Origin of the sequence: Bacillus sp. J33 (assembly GCF_000518885.1) — a bacterium.
Lineage (GTDB): Bacteria > Bacillota > Bacilli > Bacillales > Cytobacillaceae > Cytobacillus.
Window position 1 is genome coordinate 20763 of record NZ_JAEL01000034.1, and the last position, 21553, is coordinate 42315.

20 protein-coding genes are annotated in these 21553 nt (G+C 39.3%); 2 read left to right on the top strand and 18 right to left on the bottom strand.

What is annotated here, in order from left to right:
* Window positions 1-251 precede the first annotated feature (251 nt).
* Entirely contained in the window at window positions 252-1376 is a 1125-nt protein-coding gene (locus L634_RS0112135) for an MGDG synthase family glycosyltransferase (RefSeq protein WP_026582683.1), read from the top strand.
* Between the two features lie 392 nt (window positions 1377-1768).
* Here the strand turns inward: L634_RS0112135 and L634_RS0112140 are convergent, their stop codons facing one another.
* The gene (locus L634_RS0112140; RefSeq protein ID WP_026582684.1) at window positions 1769-2158 is read right to left on the bottom strand and encodes a hypothetical protein; all 390 of its coding nucleotides are present in this window, start codon (window positions 2156-2158) and stop codon (window positions 1769-1771) included.
* A 665-nt stretch (window positions 2159-2823) separates the two neighbouring features.
* Here L634_RS0112140 and L634_RS33835 point away from each other — a divergent pair.
* Window positions 2824-2982, top strand: coding sequence for a hypothetical protein (locus L634_RS33835; RefSeq protein WP_198029758.1), 159 nt, complete (start codon window positions 2824-2826; stop codon window positions 2980-2982).
* Between the two features lie 190 nt (window positions 2983-3172).
* Here L634_RS33835 and L634_RS0112160 read toward each other — a convergent pair whose 3' ends face one another.
* From L634_RS0112160 to L634_RS0112240, 17 genes are all read right to left on the bottom strand, one after another.
* A complete protein-coding gene (locus tag L634_RS0112160) occupies window positions 3173-3925 on the bottom strand; it encodes an aminoglycoside phosphotransferase family protein (protein ID WP_026582686.1) in 753 nt (250 codons plus the stop codon).
* A 257-nt stretch (window positions 3926-4182) separates the two neighbouring features.
* The gene (gene yiaA / locus L634_RS0112165; protein WP_026582687.1) at window positions 4183-4653 is read right to left on the bottom strand and encodes an inner membrane protein YiaA; all 471 of its coding nucleotides are present in this window, start codon (window positions 4651-4653) and stop codon (window positions 4183-4185) included.
* A gap of 436 nt (window positions 4654-5089) precedes the next feature.
* Complete coding sequence (locus L634_RS31055) at window positions 5090-7123, bottom strand: glycoside hydrolase (RefSeq protein ID WP_051428318.1); 2034 nt, start codon at window positions 7121-7123, stop codon at window positions 5090-5092.
* An 815-nt stretch (window positions 7124-7938) separates the two neighbouring features.
* Entirely contained in the window at window positions 7939-9801 is a 1863-nt protein-coding gene (locus tag L634_RS0112175) for an ABC transporter permease (RefSeq protein ID WP_026582688.1), read from the bottom strand.
* Complete coding sequence (locus L634_RS0112180) at window positions 9776-10540, bottom strand: ABC transporter ATP-binding protein (protein WP_026582689.1); 765 nt, start codon at window positions 10538-10540, stop codon at window positions 9776-9778. The genes L634_RS0112175 and L634_RS0112180 overlap by 26 nt, the downstream gene beginning before the upstream one ends.
* 86 nt (window positions 10541-10626) lie before the next feature.
* The gene (locus tag L634_RS0112185) at window positions 10627-11628 is read right to left on the bottom strand and encodes a sensor histidine kinase (protein WP_026582690.1); all 1002 of its coding nucleotides are present in this window, start codon (window positions 11626-11628) and stop codon (window positions 10627-10629) included.
* Window positions 11629-11642: 14 nt separating this feature from the next.
* Window positions 11643-12332, bottom strand: coding sequence for a response regulator transcription factor (locus L634_RS0112190; RefSeq protein WP_026582691.1), 690 nt, complete (start codon window positions 12330-12332; stop codon window positions 11643-11645).
* 417 nt (window positions 12333-12749) lie between these two features.
* Window positions 12750-15365 (bottom strand): phosphoenolpyruvate synthase, encoded by a 2616-nt coding sequence (gene ppsA, locus L634_RS0112195; RefSeq protein WP_026582692.1) that lies wholly within the window; start codon window positions 15363-15365, stop codon window positions 12750-12752.
* 891 nt (window positions 15366-16256) lie between these two features.
* The gene (locus tag L634_RS0112200) at window positions 16257-16643 is read right to left on the bottom strand and encodes a VOC family protein (protein ID WP_026582693.1); all 387 of its coding nucleotides are present in this window, start codon (window positions 16641-16643) and stop codon (window positions 16257-16259) included.
* 97 nt (window positions 16644-16740) lie between these two features.
* Window positions 16741-17019, bottom strand: coding sequence for an ArsR/SmtB family transcription factor (locus L634_RS0112205; protein ID WP_026582694.1), 279 nt, complete (start codon window positions 17017-17019; stop codon window positions 16741-16743).
* 534 nt (window positions 17020-17553) lie between these two features.
* Entirely contained in the window at window positions 17554-17886 is a 333-nt protein-coding gene (locus L634_RS0112210; RefSeq protein ID WP_026582695.1) for a DUF1048 domain-containing protein, read from the bottom strand.
* Window positions 17883-18236 (bottom strand): DUF1048 domain-containing protein, encoded by a 354-nt coding sequence (locus L634_RS0112215; RefSeq protein WP_026582696.1) that lies wholly within the window; start codon window positions 18234-18236, stop codon window positions 17883-17885. The genes L634_RS0112210 and L634_RS0112215 overlap by 4 nt, the downstream gene beginning before the upstream one ends.
* Window positions 18237-18279: 43 nt before the next feature.
* The gene (locus tag L634_RS31060) at window positions 18280-18483 is read right to left on the bottom strand and encodes a DUF1048 domain-containing protein (protein ID WP_084028890.1); all 204 of its coding nucleotides are present in this window, start codon (window positions 18481-18483) and stop codon (window positions 18280-18282) included.
* A gap of 12 nt (window positions 18484-18495) precedes the next feature.
* The gene (locus tag L634_RS0112225; RefSeq protein ID WP_026582697.1) at window positions 18496-19245 is read right to left on the bottom strand and encodes an ABC transporter permease; all 750 of its coding nucleotides are present in this window, start codon (window positions 19243-19245) and stop codon (window positions 18496-18498) included.
* Window positions 19246-20007, bottom strand: coding sequence for an ABC transporter ATP-binding protein (locus L634_RS0112230; protein ID WP_026582698.1), 762 nt, complete (start codon window positions 20005-20007; stop codon window positions 19246-19248).
* A 575-nt stretch (window positions 20008-20582) separates the two neighbouring features.
* Window positions 20583-20921 (bottom strand): DUF1048 domain-containing protein, encoded by a 339-nt coding sequence (locus tag L634_RS0112235; protein ID WP_026582699.1) that lies wholly within the window; start codon window positions 20919-20921, stop codon window positions 20583-20585.
* Between the two features lies 1 nt (window position 20922).
* Window positions 20923-21261, bottom strand: a complete 339-nt coding sequence (locus L634_RS0112240; RefSeq protein WP_026582700.1) for a PadR family transcriptional regulator — start codon at window positions 21259-21261, stop codon at window positions 20923-20925.
* Between the last annotated feature and the right edge of the window lie 292 nt (window positions 21262-21553).

Consider the following 21553-nt stretch of genomic DNA (forward strand, 5'->3'; position numbering starts at 1 on the left):
AGAATTTCTCCAAATTCTTTGAAAGAAAGATCCTCAAGCTCCCATTTCAATCTATCGGTTATATTGAATGTATTTGGAAAAAATAGAGTAAAAATGGTGCCCTTCGATTTTATAAAAATGGTTGTTTTATTAGGTTTAGCCGGAATGATGGGTAGAAATTGACTGGGTAACAGTATAGCGTTATGAGATCGTTTTTATTTCGTTATATTGAAAATATTAAATGCCACATAATTCTTGGTAAGGGTGATAAAGTGAGTAAAAAGGTCTTAATCCTGTCTGAAGCTATTGGTAATGGCCACACTAGGGCAGCAGAAGCATTAGTACAAGGAATTTCTCATCTTGATCCATCAATTCATACAAAGATACTAGAGGTCGGAAGGTCCCTTCATCCGATTACATCTAAGCTACTGGTTAATTCATACCTCAAAATGGTGATCTTATGTCCCTCTTTATGGAGAAAAATGTATCAATATAAACAAAACATGCCCATATCCAATTTAAGAAAATTGGTTATTTATCAGCTGTTTCATCGCAAAATTGAATGTATTATTGAACAGGAAAAACCACACCTAATCATCTGTACACATCCCTTTACTAGTTCTTCTGTATCTCGGCTTAAGAATCGGGGGCATTCCTTCGAACTTTGTACGTTAGTTACTGATTATCATGTGCATGGAGCATGGGTTCATAAAGAGGTAGACTTTTATTTGGTTTCTTGCAAGGATGTTTCTAATCAATTAATGGAAATGGGAATTCCCAATAATCGCCTGATCGTAACAGGCATGCCCATCGATTCGAATTTTTGGGTTAAGAAAAATAAAGAGGACGCCAGGAAAAAATTAGCGCTCAATAATATTCCTACAGTAATGGTTATGGGAGGAGGATTGGGTTTAGGCGGTATTAAGCAGATTGCCTCAGAACTTTTAAAATGGAAAGAAAAACTTCAGGTAATTATATGTACAGGGAAGAATGAAAAACTAAGAAGGTCCTTATTAAAAGATGAAATAGATCAGCATCCTAACGTTCATATTTTAGGATATGTTGAACATGTAGATGAATGGATGGCATCAGCCGATATACTTATTACAAAGCCTGGCGGGCTCACCTGTTATGAGGCTATATCTAAAGGGCTTCCTATTTGTATTTATCAGCCTATTCCCGGGCATGAAGAGAATAATTGTGATTATTTAGTTAAAAAAGGTTTAGCTATAGAATTTAGTGATTTAAAGAAAATCAATAATCTAATTGAAAAATTACTTTATTCCCCAAAGGAAATTGAAATTTCAAAAGATAAAATTAAAGAATTTCAAAAGAATATTGACCCGCTGGCAAGTGCCGGAAGCATTATTCAAATCCTTTGTAAACCAAGCAGTTAATATTAGATTGCCTATTTTAGACTCTAATATTGACTCTCTGTACCCTTTATGTTACCTGAATTGCTGATGGAAGGGAGATTAATGTAATACGTAAATTTAAAAATGGCAGACGAGGCATCTATGGGCTTTCTCAGCAGCATTTTCTTGTATCTCCCTTCTTGGTCCTATTCCTGTTTTCTGTGCATTTCAATTGGTTAATTATTGCCTTTGGCCAAAACTCCCTTAAACGGCTTGCTTTATATTTTTCTTTTCTGACTTGTAAGTACTTCTTTAAATCTTCTAAAGAAGAAGAGGTTATTGATACAGTATCTTTTTTCACCTTTTCTGATACCACTGATTTCGGTTGTGCTAAATTTTACATCTTTGATTCGCAAATGTTTCAGGTCATGTTCTTATGATAAAGTAATAAATAAACATAAGATAAAAGCAATGCTTGATATTGGTGTCATAATAAACCTTTCTTTCTTACTTCGAGATATTAGGTTTGCTATTGTATTTAAGCCGAGGAATATGGTAATAAACCATACTAGTTTGTTTGTAGGCAAAAAATTATAACCATTTAAGACATCAGCATGCAGCAGAAAAACAAAGCCCATAAATAAGAGAATAATGGCATTTATTACACTCATAATACGTAATTTTTTTGGTAAAACCTTATAATAACCACCCATTGCATACTCACCTAATGGATAACCAAGTGAAAGGAATACCTGAAAGACTGATATGGACACAAACATTATGGCAACAACAATTGCTGATATATAGACAAATTCCGTCTCCATACATTTCCTCCTAATTCTCTTTAAAGTTTTTTCTTCTGCTTAAAATAACCTGCCCGAACCAGAAAAAACGCTGCTGAGCCAACTGGTTCCACAACTCTTGATACCCGCTGGTTAAAAAAGACGTATAAACAATAAAAGCATTATTATTCCTATAACAGCAAAACCACCAATGGTTCTCCCATAAAAGGCTCTTTTCCAAGCATCATCTGTATTTATTTTGCTATTATCTTTATCCTTGGAATCCCTTTCATTAACCAACTCCACCAAAGCAGATATATTTTCCTTTTTACACTTATATTCTAGTTTTTTTAGAATTATCATTGTTCAACTATCAGTTAACACAATAGGAAAAAGCTGTCTCAACTACAGCCCCTCCTCTTTTGTCAATTTAAAATGTTAGTCCAGTTCAATAAAATAATGATCCTTTCGATATGACACTGCCTCCATGGTCGCAATCAAATTTTGCTCATGGTAAACGTCGAATCGATAAAATCCTGTACGAAAGTTTCGTTTAGCTTCTCTTGCTTGAGCTACTATCCTGTCGCCTGGTTTTTCGCTTCAACTTTGAAATCAAATTTGACAATTTTATTTTGATCCTCGGGATAAACCTGGTGTTTCTTTGCAAATAATAAGATTGTTAAAAAAATAAATCGAGGAGGATTAGTATGCAACAGAACCGACCAGCTAAAGAGAATTTGAATTCAATTATGAAACCAACCTTTTCAGGAACTAGTGCAGAAAAAGTAAAACAGGAAATTCAAAAAGATGTAAGCGAGGGACAAGGTGCAATGACTTCCCGAGAGGCAGGAGCAATGCAAGATTAAAAAACCACTCAAAGTGGTTTTTTCTGCCTTACAATTAAACACTTTACATCTCTCATTTCGATATAATGATTCTGTCTAAGAAGAAAACTGGATCTTTAACTCTTGCACCCGATAGTTTAAGTACCATATTTGACATTCTTAAATTCTTACTCTAAACAATAGATCGTTTTATACTAGGATTTAATATATACTAATCACAATAACGAGAAACTATTTTCATCAAAAGCATCCTATTTTCAGATGAAATACTTTCAGCCAATCTCGCTCCTGCAATGATAGGAGCCCATTGAAGAATTTCAACACTTGATAAACCAGTATTCTTAGAATATATGGACAAATACATTTCAGCTAATTTTACTGAAGTCTGTGAAAACAACAGATATGTTCGATAAACGTCTGCGCATATATCTCCAGAACTAGAATCAACCCAATCAATAACTTTTACTTCGTCATTGCACATAATTAGATTAAACGGATGAAAGTCTCCATGACATAACTTGGATTCATATATCAATGAATCTAACTTTCTAAATAATATGTCCTTTTGCTTCTTATTAAGGTTATGCACTGATTCAATTTGGCGATACAATTTTGCTGACATTGGTTCAAGTACATCTGAATCTACCGCCACCGCATGTATTTTTTGTTGTACTTTCACTAAAACAGTTATATAATGCTCAGCTAGTTCCTCATTATTTATTAAGAGCTCACCTATTGTTTTCCCTCTTACATATTCCATTATGATTGCCTGTCTATTGTTTATTTCTGTTACTTCAAATATTTTTGGGACGTGTAGCCCACATGAGTATACGTATTCTTGTTTCTTTGCCTCATATAAAGATAAAGTCAGTGGTACATATTTTTTATACACTTTAACCATTTTATTATCCCAAAGATATAGGTCGGCTGTATTCCCACTGGCGATTGGATTCCTTAATTCCACTTTTTTCTCTCCCTAAAGAAATTTAATCCCATACTTTTGTCTAAATTCGGTGTATTTGTTGAGTACTCTTTCTGGTACTAACCCACCATTGAGTCGAATAATAAAAAAGGATTGCCTCAGCAACCCCTTGTTAGTCTCAAGCGCTCTATTGTTGAAGAAGACTGGATATAGAATGCAGTCTTTTGCTTACGGAATACGTTGTAAAAAATACTTCCTAAAATTGACTAAGCACCCCAGTTAATTTAATGGAAAAGAACTCACCCTCTTTCTTTTGCCCTCTGTGCATCTCTAATGTTCTTTTGAACCGTGACTGCAGCAAATAAACTAAGAACAAAAGACATACCATAAAAACCCTTTTCGCTTAAGACAATGCTTCCTGCATTATATAATCCGATAGCCATTAGTGCTATAGATACAATAAGTGCAAACCAGCTAATACCATAATAAATATTAGTTACTGGTATTCCCTCATCTTTATCTCTTACGGCTTTTTGTAAAGAAACTGCTGAATAAAGTCCAAATACTAAAACAGCAAAGTAATATCCTTTTTCGTTCAATTGCATCGATGCGTTATACAAACCAATGAGATAAGCAGCAACACCCACTAACAGCGCTGTCCAAGAAGCCCCTTTGTACGCTGGAGTCGGTTCTCCTTCTTTCCTTTCTATTTTCATTTTTGAATCATTTTGTTTTCCTTTATCTAATAAAACCTCATGATCATTAGACATTCAATTTGTCCCCTCCATCTTTTTGATCTAATAAAATGGAGCACCGCAGATACACTGCAGTGCCCCCACATATATCCATTATATAGAAATTTCTTGCAAATAATAGATAAATTTATTCTTAATTTCAAATTACGATTTCTGTACTCATGACTAGACAAACTAGTCTGCCCTATAGTTAAACAAAAAAGGCGCCTAGTTTGGCAGCTGATCTTGAACATAAACACTCCTATTTGTTTAAGTACAATCTGTCATATGTATTTGGATCCATTGATTAATTTATAGATAAAAAAATAAATTTCCAATATTTTTTGAAAAGATTATTTCGGGATAAGTGATTAGAACAAAAAGAGGAGCCTCCAAAATAATTGGAGAACTCCATGCGGGAATTTCATTGAGTTGAATTCAATAGATTACTGGTCATAAGTAATTTATTTAACTATTTATTACCCGTCACATTGATTGGTGGTTCAAGATTGCCATCATTGAATTCAAAATAATCAACATTAAACATCTTTATATTGCTGCTGTTGTCACCCTTGAAAACTAAATATAAATCATGGAAGCCGTAGGCACCATCGATGGAATTGGTATCAATCATGGTTGACACTTTAAACCATCGATTTGGATCATTCACTTTTGGAATTTCCATCTCACCTACAACTTTACCTGAATGTGGATTATCTAACCTGACTTCAATCGTCCCGCCATTAATGGATGCAACATGGGCATTCATACTAAGCACACCTCGTTTGTGGGCCTGTCCATTTGCTGTACCATCCGCAAAATTTACATTGGAGTATTTTACAAATGTACCATTGCGAATATTGGTAAGCACCTTGTTACCTCCAGCGTCTTCGCTCGCTTGAAGACCAGGTGACTGACCGTCATTTTCCTCTGCCAAATAAGTTGAAAACACATCCTTCATATCCGGTAATGCTGGAAGTTCGAAGCTTTTTGGAATGAAGCTTGTAACACTTGATCCTCTTAATTCCATTGTAAAGGCGCCGTCTTCCACTTTGATTTCATCCAGCTTTTTAAGGTTTTCACTAGCCGACGTACGATATGGAACGACAGCGTTTGTACCGTCAGGGAAATCATTTAATTTAAACGAAATCTTACGAGTTTCGGAGCTGTTGTTAACTGCTACAATGGTGAAGTTTCCTGTTTCAGGGTCTTTGAATGCGGTCACCATCACATCATCGACTGGATGTTTTTCTGCTCCAATCATCACATAACCCGGTTGGATGAATCGGCTATAGTTCCCAAAGGAATAATAACGTTTAAACACCCTGAATAACCCGTTTTCAGTAGCAGCAACCCCTTGATTAGAACCGTCATTGACTAGGCGGATTAGATCAGAACCGTCTGCGCCGTTATTTGCAGCCGGCCACCACCAGAAATAAGCACTGATACCAGTAACGGTATACATGTTCCCGATTAGGTTCGCATACTTCATTGCATCCGTGATGATATTATCTTGGAACCTCTGTTTGTCGTTCCCTTGATTCATATATTCTGTTTGCCAAATCGTTTTTCCTATGCTTTTTGATACTTGGAATTCTTCAGGGTCAGGAGTGGTGTCACCATTTTGCAAGCCTGTGTATCCATGAGCCGCAACAACATCAACGTAATCAACCGTATTCGGATCGTTTAATGCGTCAAGCACAAACTTTTCACTGAAGCCTATTCCTTCACCTAAAACAATCTTCGCTGGTACATTTCTTTCTTCAAAAACAGGTCCGAGATAGTCGCGAACAAAGATATTTAGCTCCTCAGCTGTCCAAAGACTGCTGGAATAGCCTCCGGAGTGGTCCGGCTCATTCGCAGGAGAAATATAGCCAATGTCGATACCAAAGTGTTCCTTGTATCCAAGTACGTAATCCGCTAAATAATTGGCAAAATCATCGTACATATCCCTCCTTAATTTATTCGGAAGACCATTGTTAGTTTGTATTACACTGTTATTTTCCTTCATCCAGGCAGGTGCACTCCAAACGCTGCTGAAGAAGGTTTTTACACCGCGTTTTTGGGCTTCCTTCATAAGCCATATCTGATACTTGTCAAATTCATCCTTTTTCGTTTCCCATTCAGGATCATCCCATACAAATTTGCCTGGTGCTGGCATAATCGTATCCGTCGGACCATCATAATGAGCGTTTCCCCATGTTCCGCCATCACCCACCATGGTACGCACAATACTTAGACCGATGCCATTGTCCTGGTTAAATATCATATCAAGTATTTGTGTTCTTACAGGTTCCTTCAGCCTCATAATCGATCCGGCTTTGTGAAAAGCAAATGCTCCTCCAAAGCCATCTACGTTTTGAAGTTCTTCTTCCCAATTTACGATACTAACTGGTACATCTTCTTTGCTTTTTGCAGCAGACAAACCATTCAAAGCAAAACCGCCGAATGCCAAGGAAAAGCACAAACACATTGAAATGATCAGCTTTAAATACCTAAAACGCATACATTTTCCACTCCTTTGTTTGTTCATTGGATAAACTAATGCCATTTTATTGTAATTAGTTTATGTAAGCGTTGTCAATCACTTTTAAAAAATTCTGACTATTATAGTTATTTCGGTTTGCAAAATGGGATATCTTGGATTCCTGTTCGTTCTAAAGAAACGAATAGTAGGTGCATCTTCAGCAAGTTTCGCTATATTGTAAATTTTATCGTGGAATAAATTAAATATTAAAAGGAGTGAGCTTGAAGCCTCACTCCAACATGATGAATTTCCATTCCGTTCTTCTGTAATTATTTCAAGTGCCTCATCATAACATTCAAGTTAACAAATAAACCACAATTAGTGAATTACTAATATTAGATGCTGATCTTGAAAAGTACATTAAGAATCTTAAAGTATACAAATACCCATTCTTTTACTGGTGTTTTCTTAAAATAGCAATATTTCAGGATTGGCGGTTTACTGCTACACAAATGGCTGTTGTGTATTGTGCTGCGAAGTTTGCTGTTGGCACTATATCTGAGGGACTCTATATGGAGGCTGGAGATTCAATTCGATCTGTGTAATAAATATTTCGCCAGGTGTACCGGGTCAGATCTGGCTGATAGCATTTCGGATGAATATCCTTATCAAGTCATGAAGGAATATCGAGGAATTTCGCTTTCACATGAGCCAATTGCTCGTTCGATTATGTTTTTCGATTGAACAGCCAGAGGACGTTTATATGAATGCGATCATCCTCCAGCCTGTCAATTGCTGCATTAAAAATAAGGGCCAGATTTTGTCTGACCCTTCCTTTTTGTATTCCTATTCATTTATATCGACGCCTTAATCTGCTTTGTATAGAAAAAGCGTACAATGAAGAAGTAAACAACCTGGATGGCTAAGAAAACACCCAGAACAATAACTGATTCCTTAAATAGATTAAAATAGAACAGGTTCGATAACGCTGTCAGCGCTACAGCTCCGTGGATGAGAGCGACAAGTATTGGCGCGAAAAACAGAATCATGGTTTGTCTGTTTAATACTTTTTTCAGTTCTTTATCGGTTAACCCCATTTTTGAGATCGACTTAAATTTTTGTTTATCTTCATCCAAGTCCATGTAAAGCCGGAAGTATAGGAAACTGCCAGCAGATACGAAAAAGACAATCCCGATAAATAGTCCGACAAATAAAATGGGCCCGTAGCCTTTCATGATTTCGTGTATTTCATAGTCTACTGACATAATTTCATATCTTGGCAGTTTCTTGTATAGCTTTTCAGAAGCAGCCATTACCCCTTCTTTTCCATCTATTGCTTGCCACGCATAATAGCTTTGCTGATCCTTTGGTTCAGGAAGCTTTTTATAGTCTTCATCTGACACAATATAATACGAATCTGTTGCAGGCAAGGCTTTTGAATGAATGACTTCTTTTGGTTTTAAGGATGCACCAGAAGTAAGTGTAATTGCTTCATTTAGCAGTTCCTTAGTTTGCCCGAAGTTTGTCCCTTCAAATTCCACCACCATTACTTGCCCGTCTTTTAAGTCAATGGCATCTTCGCCAATGAGCGCGGCAAAGCGGTTAAAATCGGATTGATTGGCAATCAGAATGGTATCCCCGCCAATTTCAAAGTAGCGTAATACTGTATGCTCTGAAGCTGTTTCAATCTTTTCATCCTTTAACGTTTGATTGATAAACGCTACATTCTGTTGTTCATTTTCCTCATATGTCTGATAGGAAAACGTAGTGGCATTCACATTTTTTATGCTTGATGTCAGGAAGGATTGAAATCCAAATAAAGAACCGATCGCACAAAACGCGACCGTTGAAACCATAGCTACCATGAAAAAGGTCCGCGCATTATCCTTCATGCGAAAGGCTAAATCCGAAAACAGCAGCATATTGGTTTTAAACCAAAAAACACGTTCATTCTGCTTTAACTTTCTAATAATAAAAACGCTTAATTGCGTAAATAACAAATACGTGCCAATACAAACAACGATAATAACAGGCACCATTGCTGCTACAACCAGCATGCCTTCTACTAGTAGGGCAACAGCATACCCCGCCCCTAGTAAAAGTACAGCTAACAGCGTTAAAAAAAGATTCGCTCTTGGCTCACCCTTTGACATTTTATTCCCTTTAATTAATTCAATCAGCTTTTTACTGCGCAGAACATACGTAACAAATAAAGAAATAAAGAAAAATAAAATAATAAAGGAAACAAAGGTGACTATGATTGCTTTCGCTGGAAAATAAAAAGTCAGCGCACGTTCAATAATCAATACATTTTCAGCTAATAGTAAAATAGCCTTTGCAAAAACAACGCCAAGGAATATACCGCCTAGTGTTGCTAAAAATCCAATGAGCATATTTTCCAAAAAGACCATGAGACGGATTTGTTTCATTGACATGCCTTGCATGACTAATAAACCAAACTCTTTTTTCCTGGATTGTAAAAATGAGCTCATCGAATATAAGACAAAAAAGAATGAAAACACATAAATAATCCCTGCTGCAGCATTCATTCCTTTCGTTACACTTGAGTTCATATTATCGCCGCTCAATACAGGATGATTCGCAAAAATGGAGAAGGTAAAAAAGACCATCACCGTAAATAAACTGCTGAGAAAGTAGGCTGCATATAATCTTTTATTGCGTATGACGTTGTTAAACGCGAACTGTCGAAAGGTCATGTGCATCCCCTCCCAGCAAAGAAAGCGTATCTATGATCTTTTGGAAAAAGGCCTGGCGATTATCACCACGGTGAATCTCCGAATAGAACTTTCCGTCACGAATAAAGATAACACGATTACAATAGCTTGCTGCTTGCGCATCATGTGTTACAAGCATCATGGTTGTCTTCTCATTTTTATTAATGGACTCGAGCATTTCCATAACATCCTTTGAAGACTTGGAATCAAGGTTGCCAGTTGGTTCATCCGCTAATAGAAGCTTAGGTCTATGGATCATCGCTCTTGCAACAGCTGCTCTTTGCGCTTGCCCTCCTGATATTTCATATGTCCGTTTTTTCATAATGCCTGTAATCCCTAATTTTTCGGCAATTTCATATGCCTTGTCCTTCATTTCCCTCACTTTTTTCCCGTCTAATGTTAACGGCAGGACAATATTTTCTTCAACCGTTAAGGTATGAAGTAAATTGAAGTCCTGAAAGACAAAGCCTAATTCACGCCGGCGGAATTTTGCTAACGCCTCTTTTTTTAATGTATGTGGGTTGCTTCCATTGATCAGGATTTCTCCTGTTGTCGGTTCATCAATTGTAGCAATCATGTTCAGCAGCGTTGTTTTCCCGCTTCCTGAAGGACCCATGATTCCGACGAATTCACCTGCTTCAATGGTTAAATCTATGTCCGTTAACGCACGGTACGCGATCTTTCCTTCATAAATCTTGCTTACTTGTTTCACTTTAAGCATCACAAGTTCTCCTTTCCTTTCATTTGACTTGTGATCAGTATAACTTCTGTGCAATCTTCAAAAAATCGATTTTTCTTTCACTTACCTTACATCGCTGTAAGATTTTGCGTTGTTCCAAAAATCAATCGAAAGGCTGATCCTTCCCCCACCTTGGATTCAAGTTCAAGGCGATGGCCAAGGTGATCGGCTGCCTCCTTCGTCAAATACAGTCCCATACCTGTTGATTCTCTGAATTTCCGTCCATTTTCACCGGTATAAAAGGGATCAAAAACACGTCGCCTGTCCGTTTCTGGAATCCCAACGCCAAAGTCCTTTACCTCTAGAACAGCCTCTCCTTCCCTTTCGTAGATTGAAATATCAACCCGATTGCTTTTCCCTTTAGAATATTTGACCGCATTATTGATCAGCTGTGAAAGAATAAAGAACAGCCATTTTTCATCCGTTTCAACGATGATATCCCTTTTTTGCTGCAGCAGATTCGGATACACCTTGTTCCGAATATAAAACCGTTTGTTTTCACCATTTACTTCATTAATCATTTTGGATAAATTTACAGGCTTAATATGAAAATCCTGTTCGATGGTCCGAAGTCTTGCCATGTAGAGGATGGTATTTAAGCCTGTTTTCATTCGATCTGTCTCTTCACGAATACTGGATGAGTCAGGTTCATCCAAGTTTTGCGCGATAAGCTCAATGACTGAAAGAGGTGTTTTCATCTGATGGACCCATTGATCCATAAACTTTAAGTGCTCCTCTTGCTTGGATTCCAGCGCTTTTATTCTTGTTTGATATTGTTTGTACTGATCCTTCAGCAGCTGATCAAGCGCCTGTGAGATTGGAGTGGCTTCTGTCGTTTGAAAGGAATCGTCCAGGGAAGTAAGTTCGTTCGTCAGCCTCATATAAAACTTCCGGCGGCTTAAAAAGTGGTAAGTAAGATAACCCGTGAGTAAGAAAAGACCGAGAAAGATCGCATAGAAGGCTGGTAAAAGATGACGATAGCCATCAAGCCAGTAGATGGCGAGAATCACAAAAAATTGGATGACTTGTACAGCCATTAACAATGCATGCTCTCTAAAGAATAATTTCATTTGTCTCCAACCCTTCACCAATTAACAATCAAACGATAGCCGGCACCCCTCACTGTTTCTACTGATCCTGGAAGGCCAACAGCTTCAAATTTTTTCCTTACTCTTGCAATATTCACATTTAACGTATTTTCATCAACATAGGTTTGTTCATCCCATAGCTTTTCCAGCAAGTCTTCACGACCGGCAACACGAGGGTATCGTTCTAGTAAACTTTCGATTATATCCGCTTCTTTTTTGGATAATGGGACGGTTTTATCACGAAATGTCAATTCCAGTCTTTCCGGGAATAGCTTTAACCCCTCTGTCTCTAAAATTCGTTCTTGGGCATGTGATGCATATTCCCCGTAGGCACGACGAAGCTGACTGCGTATTTTTGCCATCACAATTTCAGGATGAAAGGGCTTTGTGATAAAATCATCACCGCCATTTTCAAGAGCCATTACCTGATCCATCTCCCCTACCCGTGCGGAAATAAATATTACCGGACAGATCGACTCCTTCCGTATTTGCCTGCACCAGTAATAGCCATCAAAGCTAGGAAGATTAATATCTAATAGTACAAGGTCTGGTTTCTGATTATGGAACTCATCCATAACATCATCGAAATTTGCCACGATGATGGCATTATAGCCATATTTCACTATATATGATTGAAGGTGCTCCGCAATTTTGGGATCATCCTCAATTATTAATACGTTTTGCATCCTCTCACTCCTTTTTCTCTAGAAAATTATGCCATATAAAGAATGTGAATTCAAAACACATATCCAACCTTACAAGAATGGGAGATGAGATAGAGTAATTCCTTAACATTTATTTCATCCCCCCTCTTATTAAGATTTGGTTGCGAGCAATCAAATCGGCCTATCAATTTTATTACAACCTCTTCTTTGAGAAACTGCCCATAAAAATGAAAAAGGACGCTTATCCTAATTAAAGAATAGCGCCCTTTACAGAAGGATCGATTTAAAGGTTAACTTAATAGATATTAATATCGATCTTCAGATGCTGCCCCCTCATATGTCCTAGTGAAAGGGTTCTTGCCATGGAACGCAAAGCACCATGATGTCAATGATTCTCCTAATTCGAATTCACTTCTTTTATGATATGAATGTAAAGGATTATAGTATTTCTATATACCCTTCTGTTCCATTCACTCTGATCCTTTGTCCATCCTTGATAAGCTTCGTAGCATTTTCCACCCCAACAACTGCTGGCAAGCCATATTCACGTGCAATAACCGCTCCATGGGTCATCAGTCCGCCAACTTCGGTGACGAGCCCTTTTATGGATACAAACAATGGTGTCCAGCTGGGATCAGTAAAGGAGGTAACTAATATATCTCTATCTTCCAGTTCAGCATCTTTCATGTTTAAGATGACACGTGCTCTTCCCTCTATAACTCCGGAAGAAACAGGCAGGCCAACAATAGCTTCGGCTGGGAGATTTTCTCGTTTGTACTTACCTGAGAGTGTTTCGCCATCAGACGTGATAACACGCGGGGGCGTTAGTTTTTCATATAATTTGTACTCGTCTTTTCGTTTGCTGATAGTCTGGTAATCCAGTTTATTTGTTCGTACGACTTCCTGGAGTTCTTCAAAGGTGAGATAGTATATATCTTCTTTTTCATGAATGACGCCCGCTTGTACGAGTTGTTCGGCTTCTTTCAGTAAAGCCTGCTTATAAACGAAGTAGCGATTAATCATGCCGTATTTTGGATATTCCCTAAACCCGCTGAAATTCCGGATTAGATCGATCATTCGTTTTGTCTCTTTGGCCTTTTGTTCACCATCCGGCAATCGCTTCAATCTATCTAATAACTCTTGTTCTTTTTCCAAGGCAACACGGCGTCCTTGCTCAAATTTCCGATTGCTGGCATTAGGCTCAAAGTTTTTGATGTTACCCAAAATCATGGGGACAAGTGTAGTTGGTTTTTCGCTCCAGCGGGTTTTTGTAATATCAATTTCTCCGCTGCATCGCATTCCGTATTTGTTAAGAAAAGCACAGATAGCGTCTTTGACTTCCCTTCCACCATTAAACGTAACCAGGTCATCCAAAAAGTTTTCATCTTTTACATGTTGTAAATAAGCAATTACTTCCGGATAAGGGCGAATCACATCGGCGACATCTAATAGTGCCAGCCCCATCTCCGAAGTAATATTGTTTGGTACAGATTGAGAAAGCGTATCTGCTGCGTTTTTTTCACCTAACCACTTGTTCATTTTTTCATTGATCCATGACGAAGCATCCATAGCAGCCATAATCACAGCCGAACTTTGCGGGTCAAATAAAATCTTCTTTAATTGCTGGATATCTTCTAGAATAAAATCAAACAAATCTGATCCCGATTTCATTTGGATGTTTTGTCTTAACACTTCTATCGATGTTTCAGTACTCTTAATCAAATCAGAAACAATTGTCGGATTGTTTTCGATTTGTGCTTGAAAATCCGCTGTCGACATACCTTTATTACTTATACTGGGACTTTGTTTTTTCTTATCATTTGATAATGGTTTTATGAAACCCCTTCGCTCTATTATGGTCATTAATGCATCTTTTATGAGCGGATCGTGTTTTCCCATGCCATTTAATAAAATTTCTCTGCTGGCAGGTGAAGCCAGATTTTGTGTTACATCAACAAACAGCCTTCCACCAGCTTTCCGCATGGGGGCAGGAGTCGTTAACAGCCAAAAAGATAATCCCAATGGTTTCATGGGGTCAGTCATCATTTGCTGATGACCGACAGATACATAGACGTGATTTTCTTGATCATTCGTTTCAGGGATGGGGTATAAAGTAGTGATTGGCCGACTCTGGACAATATAAAACGTATCATCAGCCAAACACCATTCGATATCTTGCGGGCAGCCAAAATAGGCTTCGATTTGTCTTCCTATGCGTGCCAGCTGTAAAATTTGCTGGTCAGTAAGTGTTTGAGTCTTTTGCTGATCAGGCTCGATCTGCTGTGTCTCTGTTCTGCCTTCTTTTAGTCCATAGATAGCCAATTTCTTTGTTGCTATCATCTTATCGACGATTTTATCTTCCTGTACTTTATAACAATCGGCAGAGACCAAACCTGAAACCAGTGCTTCTCCAAGTCCAAAACTGGCATCGATTGATAGCAGCTTTCGGTTGGAAGTAATCGGATCAGCGGTAAATAAAATCCCTGAAGCCTGCGGGAAAACCATTCTCTGAACGATGACTGATATATAAACCTGGCTGTGGTCAAATCTGTTGTGCATTCGGTAGACTACCGCACGATCCGTAAATAAGGAAGCCCAGCATTTTCTGATATGCTGCAAGATTGCCTCTTTTCCGATGATATTTAAATAGGTGTCTTGCTGACCGGCAAAAGAGGCATGCGGTAAATCTTCTGCAGTTGCACTGGAACGCACTGCATAAGCATGTTCATCGCCAAACCAGGAGAGATAGTGAGCAGCAGCTTTCACAACATCGGAAGGAATCTCTGCTTCCATAATGATTTGCCGAATCTTCCTGCTGATCTCGCCAATTTGATCTCGATCCTCTACTTTTAACAGTGTCAGTTGATCCAGCAATGCGTGAAAGGCTTCGTTTTGTCCGAGGGCTTTTTGATAGGCTTCTGTCGTAACACAAAATCCTTCTGGCACTTGTATTCCATGAATCTTCGATAGTTCCCCTAAATTCAACCCTTTTCCACCGACAAGCAAAAGCTGCGTTTTATCAATCTCCCGAAACTCCAGTACATATGGTTTCATTTCGTTCCCTCCCATTTATCGCTCCATACCAAGACGAATCATATGACAAAAATGGTTCATCTGATCAGCCCATTTCACTGCCCAATCGTATTTGCTTCTGGCGAATTTCCATGTTCATATCAAGTCCTCCTTTAAAAAATAAAAATTGGGGTTGACTACAACGGATTTTATGATATATAATTATAATAGGGATTAATATATGAAAAATCCGGTATTAGTGTATCTATATAAATTTACCACAGGGTCTCATTTTTTTCAATGTATTTACACAACCAATATTGTTGAGGAAGAAAAACCCCATTTTACAAGACAAATGACTCACAAAAAATGATATGCAAATATCCAATCTTTTAGTGCAGCTTAAGGAAAATACGAATTTACAACGTTAAGAATCTCCAATATTAAAAAGCCCAATTTCTTAGTATTAATATTAAGAAATTGGGCCTTTTTTCGTTCCCTCATTAAAGTGCCATTTTTGCGTAAGATCTTGAAAGGTGCCTATAAACGGATTCATTTATAGATGAGTTAAACGATTGACGAGTTTTCCGAAAGGATCCCTAATGCCAAAACGCCGCCCATCCAGAATATGGCCGTATAGAAAAAGAATGAGCGAGATTCTTATCCCGGAATTGCAATATACGGCCCGCACCTCCTTTATTCAGGGAAAGCACCCGCCCGATTGTTGAAGATCTTATATAATATGTCTTGTTGAACTTAAGCACCTGATCGTTTAAGTGAACTATTTTACAAATCTATACCTTAAATATGTAAAACCCCGACCTAACATTAGGACAGGGTTAACATAAAGTTGTTCAATTTTTGAAATAACACTTCACCGGTCTTAAACTTACCAATAGTGTCACATAGAAACTAGGTTCTTTCGTCATTTCGTTACTTCTGCTCTATCATCTGAATAAGGTTTCCGCATGTATCGTCGAAGACAGCTATTGTGACTTTGCCCATTTCTGTTGGCTCCATAGTAAACTTTACGCCTTTTTCCACTAATCGTTTGTACTCTTCGCGAATATTTGCAACCCCAAACATTGTTACTGGAATGCCATCAGCAAATAGCTTCTGCTGATACTCTTTGGCAGCAGGGTGTTCATTAGGTTCGAGTAAAAGCTCGGTACCGTCTTGTTCATCAGGAGAAACAAGCGTTATCCACCTATATGCTCCGCTGGGAACATCATGCTTTTTTACAAAGCCCAGCGTTTTTGTATAAAACTCTAATGCTTTGTCCTGATCTTGAACGAATATACTAGTAATAATGATTTTCATCATGTTTTGGCCTCCTTTGATATATGCGGTATATGGTTCTCTTCTAACAATCTGGCTACAAATAGAATAACTCTTACATTCGTCATTCGTTATAAAATTAATCTGCCCATCCTTTCAGCAAATTTTTAAGTGGCTCTTTATTAAACATAAGTACTCGATATTTCCCCTTTCGTTTTGATAGTACGAGCCCTGCATCTTCCAATGTATTAAGATGTTTTGCGATTGCCTGTCGCGAAATAGAAAGGTTGTGTTTCATAACGAGACGTGCCGTAAGTTCATACAACGTCAGCTCGCTGCGTTCGGAAAGTTCATCTAATATAAGCCGCCGAGTCGAGTCGCCAAGTGCTTTGAATATAGCGTCTTTATCCCAATCCATATGTTGATTATATGCAACTCTGCGGTTGCTTGTCAAGCATAGGCAACTGATTAGTTGCATGATATAGAAACATATCATACAACCCTTAAAATCACATAAAAGTAGTTTGAATCATTAAAGGAAAATAAATTCTTAACACTTTTCATATGCAACTATACTGCCTTAAGTTGCTTAAAGACCGGCTGTCATAACAGCCGGTCTTTAAGCAGCGCACCCGTTTTTTTAAATGAATTTCTCCACAACGTTAATCCATACTATAGCTACCCCAACCATGAGCCCGATATGCGAAGCCACGATAAAGGGCACTGAAGAAGCAGGGGATAGCGTAGTAAAGAACCATAACATGGCTGCAACGATCACGAGGCCAGGAATAACGAGCCATTTCGGTCCATATCTATCGAACAAACGCCCCACACGCGGTGAGAGGATATCATTCAGCGCGCTGCCCGGCAAAAGCACAAGTCGAGTTTGGGAGGATAGCGCAGTACTTAGGCAAAAGTTCGATAGAATTTTGCCGTCAAGTACTACGTCCTTCTATTTTTTTATCGCCTTATCGATTTTTGGATTGACCGATTCTTGATAGAGATCAGCGTAAGTTTTTGAATCTTCAATCAGCTCATCGCAGAAAGCAGCAACGTCTGTTCCTGTGACTTCAAGCACACCTTTCCCAGTAGCTGCGCCTTCTTCAAAGAAGCTGAGAATTTCCGAGAGCAGTCCGATACCTTCTTTTAGCTCAACAGGACCGACTTTGAAGAGATATTTTTGGATCTCTTTATAGACAATTTGGTAATCTTGTGGAAGTGCTTTGACACGCGAAACATGGGCTCTCCATTCTTTTTTGCCTTCGATGATTTTTTTGATGCTCATTTCAGTCCTCCTAATTTTCTTGCTACGTTCTTGTTGAGTTGGTCACGCCATTTATCTCTATAAGTTTTTGCGCCTTCGTCACCAACAAGCGCTGCGCAGAAGCCTTTGATATCATCTCCCAGTACTTCTTCGACGCTCTGGCCGTCTGCTGAGGTAACTTCAAGCAGTTCAAGAGCACTCTCAAGAATCGGCATCAGATTACGACCGGTGAAATCTCCATGAATCCAGAGATTACTTATAATTTCTTTCCAAGCAGTTTGATATTCAGCTGGCAAGACTTTTACTCGCGCTTCAAAACCTTTCATTTTTTTAGTCATATCGCTGCCGGTTATTTTTTCTAAAAAGTTCATTTTAGTCTCCTCCTTTTAAGATATTAAGCTGTTCAGCAAAGTTCTAATATTTAAACGCATCGTTGAGTTTATGACGCTGCTTATCAACCTGCGATTTTGCATCAATGAAGAGAACATCACACAAGGCTGCTACGTCGCTGCTGGTAAATTCTTTATCGCGCTTGCCATCGGCTGCGGCTTCTTCAAGAAGGTCGATGATGTGATTAAAGACAAATATCGTTTCTTGCTGCCTTAAACATTTCCACATTCTCTGGTATTCTTACCCTAACTGGCGTTTAAATGCTTTACTGGCGATCAAGTAAGCGATGATCATGATCCCCACACACCAGGCGAGCGCAGTCCAGATATCATTGCCGACAGTCCCTTCATACAAGAGGGCACGAATCGAATTCACGATTGAAGTCACGGGCTGGTTCTCAGCGAACGCACGAACAATTTTAGGCATGGTTTCGGTGGGGACAAAGGCCGAACTGATAAACGGCAGGAAAATCAGCGGATACGAGTATGCTGTCGCCCCTTCCATAGACCCTGCTGTCAATCCGGGAATGACCGCCAGCCATGTCAGCGCCAGCGTAAACAGCCCGAGTATCCCAACTACCGCGAGCCAATCCAGGATATCAGCGTTAGATCGGAACCCCATCAAGAGCGCGACGAGGATAACCACCACGACAGTAAGCGCATTGGAAACAAGCGAGGTCAGCACGTGAGCCCACAATACCGACGAGCGCTTGATGGGCATGGTAATGAAACGCGCCATCAGCCCGCTCTTTACATCCGTAAACAGCCTCAAGGAAGTATATGCAACGCCGGATGCGATAGTGATCAGCAGAATTCCCGGTAATAAATAATTGACGTAATTGTCCGTGCCTGTTTCTATAGCGCCACCAAATACATAGACAAACAGCAACATCATCATAATCGGCGTAATCGCCACCGTTATGATCGTATCCGGACTGCGCATGATATTCCGCATTAAACGCCCTAGTAACACCCCTGTTTTACTGTTCATTTACTTCTCCTCCTTTTTGCCGATGATCGCGAGGAAAATTTCCTCCAATGTCGGCTGCTTCTCGATGTATTCCACTTTCGTTGGCGGGAACATCTCCTTGAGTTCGGCAAGGGTGCCGGTCGTGATGATTTTTCCGCCATGCAGGATGGCAATACGGTCTGCAAGTTGTTCGGCTTCCTCCAGGTACTGGGTCGTAAGCAATATGGTCGTGCCACCCTCAGAAAGCTCCTTGACGGTATCCCAAACTTCAATTCGTGCTTCAGGGTCAAGCCCTGTGGTGGGTTCGTCTAGAAAAATAACTGCTGGAGTTCCGATCAGGCTCATTGCGATGTCAAGCCTGCGCTTCATCCCGCCAGAATACTTGTCAGCACGGCGGTTGGCCGCATCGGTCAGGTTGAATCTTGCAAGCAGATTGTCGGTGACTTGAGCGGGATTGGAAACTCCCCGCAACTTGGCAATCATCATCAGGTTTTCCCGCCCGGTTTGCATGCCATCTAAAGCTGCAAACTGTCCTGTCAGGCTGATGCTTTGGCGAACATGTTCCGGTTGACGCTGAACGTCAAAGCCGCAAATGCTTAATTCCCCGCCATCTGGCTTCATAAGCGTTGAGAGGATGTTGACCACCGTGGTCTTGCCTGCTCCGTTTGAGCCCAGCAGTGCGAAAATTTCGCCACGCTGCACCTCAAAATCCACCCCCTTTAAAACTTCCTTGTCTCTAAAGGATTTTTTTAACAATTTTACAGAAATCGCTGTATTGCTCATGCTTTTTCCTCCTTATAATAGTCGCAGCAAGATCGCTTGCTAGATCCGGAAATTTGGTGCTTTGTCTGATAAGTGAGCGGGTTGTTTGCCTTCAAACAAAGCGTAGTCATGATCCGGTCGATTGTCTTGTGTTTCTAAATTGTTTATACCTGCCTACCTAGTCTGACTGATATTCTGTATTACTTACTACCGGATTAAAATTGAACTGAATAGTGAAGATGGCAATTCTCATTTATAGCCAGCTATTCAGTCAGAATGATCTATTGAATTTACTTCTTTCAATGGCTTTATGATACCCTAATTCGAATCTTCATAATATTTAGCCAATAGGTGTTGGTGTTTGCCGCTAGTTCGGCAAAAGACGCACTGTCGTCCCAGTGATTTTCCAAAAGTTGTCTGCCTGTGCTGCACCGGCTTTGAACAACTCGATTAATTTATACAATCGAGCAGTTTAGTTAAAGAAGGACAGAGAAATGCTAAAAAAACAAGAATATGATCAGAACGGAGCAAACTCGAAAAATAACTGCGGGCTGCTCTGTGTAGATGCTAGGCGAAAATCCACTAAAGTTCAGCCATTAGCCACGACCAATCGTATCGTTCAGCTTCTCGCGATATTTGTCCTTCCAAGTCTTCGCGTCCTTCACTAGTTCTTCGCAGAAAGAGGCCACGTCCTCACCCGTAAGGTCAGTGACTTTCTTGCCTGACGCTGCACCTTCCTCAAAAAGGTCGAGAATGCCGCCAAAAATACGGCTCATGTCCTTCCAGTCGGTGAGGCCACCAGCAGTCCACATATATTTTTGGATAGCTTTGTAAGCGTTATGGTACTCACTTGGAAGTGCTTTCGCACGAGCCTCCATCGCCTTCCATTCCCGCTTGTCATCCAGACTTCCGACAATTTTTTCAATAAAATTCATTTTACCTTCTCCTTTTGATTTCTTTCGTTTTGAGTTCGTTCATTTTGCTTGAGATAAAATCCCATTTTCCCCAAAAAATTTCAAGTTGCTTTTGACCTGCTGCATTGAGTGTGTAAAATTTTCTCGGCGGTCCCACAGTGGATCGCTTTTTCTCGATGTCCACCAGATTGTTTTTCTCAAGCCGCATGGTAATCGTATAAACTGTGCCTTCAACCACATCAGTGAAACCAAGTTCTCGCAGCTGCTGTGTGATTTCATAGCCGTAAGTTTCGCCACGGCTGATGATCTCAAGCACACAACCCTCGAGTATCCCTTTGAGCATTTCTGTGATGTTTTCCAAATTTATCACCCATTTGTATTTCATTATATTTTTCAGTACTTTGTATCACCGGTATTAAGTAATACTGATTACTAGTATATAGTAACGCAGAATAGCGTCACTTGTCAAGCATAAATCTTTTCTTCAAAAAGCACATTATTACGGGGTTCATAGGCGCTTTTATCACATTGGATAGTTCATCATTCATTCTGATTTACAAACAATGAACCACAGGGCTTTTTGATAGAAGTTTCACTAACAATTGATCACTTTAACTGCTTCTTCAAATGTTTAGGATACACTGAATAGTCAA